3 protein-coding genes are annotated in these 2,778 nt (G+C 74.2%); 2 read left to right on the top strand and 1 reads right to left on the bottom strand.

Going from position 1 to position 2,778, the window contains the following annotated elements; all coding sequences use genetic code 11:
• Nucleotides 1–1,600 (top strand): S41 family peptidase (locus tag H5J30_RS25680; RefSeq protein ID WP_181789724.1); only part of this gene is annotated, 1,600 nt, incomplete at its 5' end.
• A gap of 93 nt (nt 1,601–1,693) precedes the next feature.
• Nucleotides 1,694–1,891 carry a hypothetical protein gene (locus H5J30_RS25675; RefSeq protein ID WP_181789723.1) on the top strand — a complete coding sequence of 66 codons (198 nt, stop codon included), beginning with the start codon at nt 1,694–1,696 and terminating at the stop codon, nt 1,889–1,891.
• Nucleotides 1,892–2,002: 111 nt separating this feature from the next.
• Here the strand turns inward: H5J30_RS25675 and H5J30_RS25670 are convergent.
• Nucleotides 2,003–2,778, bottom strand: a 776-nt coding sequence (locus H5J30_RS25670; RefSeq protein WP_181789722.1) for an SDR family oxidoreductase, incomplete at its 5' end; no start/stop codon positions are given.

Below are 2,778 nucleotides of genomic sequence, written 5' to 3'. Positions count from 1 at the left end.
GGAGGGGCTGGAGAGCCGGGTGACGCCGATCCCGGTGCCGGCGTCGAAGTACTCGGCCCTCGTGCCGGTCGCGGGCGGCGGGCTGGTGTGGCTGCGCTGGCCGATCTCCGGCGCGCTCGGCGAGACGTTCGCCAACCCCTCGGACACCTCCGGCCGGCCGACGCTGGAGCACTTCGACATCTCGACCGCCCGGCTCACCGAACTGACGTCGCTGGTCACGGAGATCGCCGTGAGCGGCGACGGCAGCCGGCTGGTGGCCAACGACGGCGGCTCGCTGCGCGCCATCCCGGCGACCGCCCAGGCGGACCCGGACACCACCGTGTACATCGACCTGCGGCGCGTGCTGCACACCGCGGACCCGGTGGCCGAGTGGCACCAGGCGTACGACGAGGCCGGCCGCATCATCCGGGCGTACTTCTGGGAGCCGCACATGTGCGGCGTCGACTGGGACGCGGTGCTGGCGCAGTACCGGCCGCTGCTGGACCGCGTGGCCTCGCCGGACGAGTTCGCCGACCTGCTGCGCGAGGTGCTGGGCGAGCTGGGCACGTCGCACGCGTACGTCACGCCCGCCCGCCGCAACGAGGGCCCGCCGCACTACCAGCGGCCCATCGGCTTCCTCGGCGTGAACTTCGCCCGCACCCGCGACGGCCTCGGCTGGGCGCTGGTACGCATCCTGCCCGGCGACTCCTCCGACACCCGGGCCCGCTCCCCGCTGGCCGGCACCGGCATCCCGGAGGGCTCGGTGCTCACGCACGTCGACGGCCGCGCGGTCGACCCGGTCACCGGCCCGTACCCGCTGCTGGCGGGGGCGGGGGGCACGTCGGTGGAGCTGACGTTCGCGATCGAGGGCGGCGGCGGGAGGCTGCGCCGGGTGGCCGTGGTCCCGCTGGTCGACGACCGCCCGCTGCGGTACCAGGACTGGGTGGCGGCGCGGCGCGCGGTGGTGCACGAGTTGAGCGGCGGGCGCTGCGGCTACCTGCACATCCCGGACCTGGTCGCCAGCGGCTGGGCGCAGTTCAACAGGGACGTGCGGATGGAGATGAACCGCGAGTCGCTGATCGTGGACGTACGGGGCAACGCGGGCGGGCACATCAGCGAGCTGGTGCTGGAGAAGCTGACCCGCACGATCATGGGCTGGGACCTGACGCGCAACGCGCAGCCCGTGTCGTACACCTCGACCGCGCCGCGCGGCCCGATGGTGGCGCTGGCCGACGAGGCCACGTCGTCGGACGGCGACATGATCACCGCGGCGTTCAAACTGCTGGGCCTCGGCCCTGTGGTGGGGCTGCGGACGTGGGGCGGGGTCGTCGGGATGACGGGCCGGCACCGGCTGGGCGACGGCACGGTGATCACGGTGCCGATGAACGCGGCCTGGTTCGACGAGTACGGCTGGGGCGTGGAGAACGCCGGCGTCCCGCCCGACGTGGTCGCGGAACGCACGCCGCTGGACTGGGCGGAGGGCCGGACCTCCGAGCTGAACGTCGCGGTGGCCACCGCGCTGGACCTGCTGCGCGAGCACCCGGCGGCGGCACCGCCGGACTACACCGACGTGCCCGACCGGAGCCGGCCGCCGCTGCCGCCGCGCTCGCAGCAGTCGTAGCGGACCGAGAACTTGGTCCCGAAATGCAGCATTCGCCCATCTATGTAAGCCTGATGGAGGCCCGTACCCCCTCTCTCGCTAGGAGTGACAAGAATGGGCGCATTCGACAAGGCGAAGGACATGGCCGGCGACGCCGCCGAGAAGGCCAAGGAGGCCGCGCAGAAGGCGCAGCAGAGCCGCGAGCGCGGACAGGAGTCCGGCCAGGACCCTTCGCAGCGTGCCCAGGAGGGCGCGGAGCAGGGCCGCGACCGCAAGCAGGAAGACCGCGACGACGAGCAGGAGCAGCGCTGACACGGCGTAGTTGAGCCACGCGCGAGGGGCGCACCCGCACCGGGTGCGCCCCTTCGCCGTCCCCTGCCCGTTCGCCGTCCCCTGCCCCTTCGCCGTCGTCCCCGCCGCGCGCTACGTGTCCCACGTCTCCCGCAGCGCCCGCGTCCGCTCGTCCGCCGCGCCGCCCGCGCCCACCAGCCCGCCGCGCGACTCCCGCGTCGCGGCGAGCCGCGGCGCCAGCTTGCGCATCTCGCGCCGCCCCAGCGGCCCGGTGACGAGCGACGGCAGCGCGCCGCGCACCGACTGCATGCCGCGCAGCCACCACTGCCCGTAGACGTGCGGCGAGCGCCGCTCGATGCCGGCGACGAGGCGCTCGACGGCGGGCGCCAGCGGATAGGTCTTGTTGGACGGCCACGGCAGCCGCGCGCGCATGTCGCGCAGCACCTCGTCCTCGTCGGCGCCGCGGACCATGTCGGTGTCGGTCCAGCTCAGATAGCCGACGCCGACGTCCACGCCCTGGTGGCCGACCTCGCCGCGCAGGCAGTGCGCGAACGCCTCCACGCCCGACTTCGACGCGCAGTACGCCGCCATCATCGGCGCGGGCGTCACGGCGGCGAGCGAGGCGATCTGGAGGTGGTAGCCGCGCGAACGGACCAACGCGGGCAGGAAGGCGCGGGCGGTGGCCACGCTGCCCAGCAGGTTGACCTCGATGACGCGGTCGAAGGAGCGGGCGTCGGAGTCGAGGAACGGGCCGCCGGTGGCGACACCCGCGTTGGCGACGACCACGTCGATCCCGCCGAAGTGCTCCTCGACCTCGGCCGCCGCGGCGGCCATCGCGTCGTGGTCGGTGACGTCGGCGTGCCAGTGGGCGGCTTCGCCCGGCAGCGAGTCGGCGACCTTCTTCAGCT

This window comes from Streptomyces phytophilus (assembly GCF_013870535.1).
Classification (GTDB): Bacteria; Actinomycetota; Actinomycetes; order Streptomycetales; family Streptomycetaceae; genus Streptomyces; species Streptomyces phytophilus.
This window is presented reverse-complemented; position numbering and strand designations above follow the sequence as displayed.

Excerpts from the sequence above, each read along its gene's own strand:
- H5J30_RS25675 (WP_181789723.1), top strand. The coding sequence starts at position 1,694 with ATGGGCGCATTCGACAAGGCGAAGGACATGGCCGGCGACGCCGCCGAG.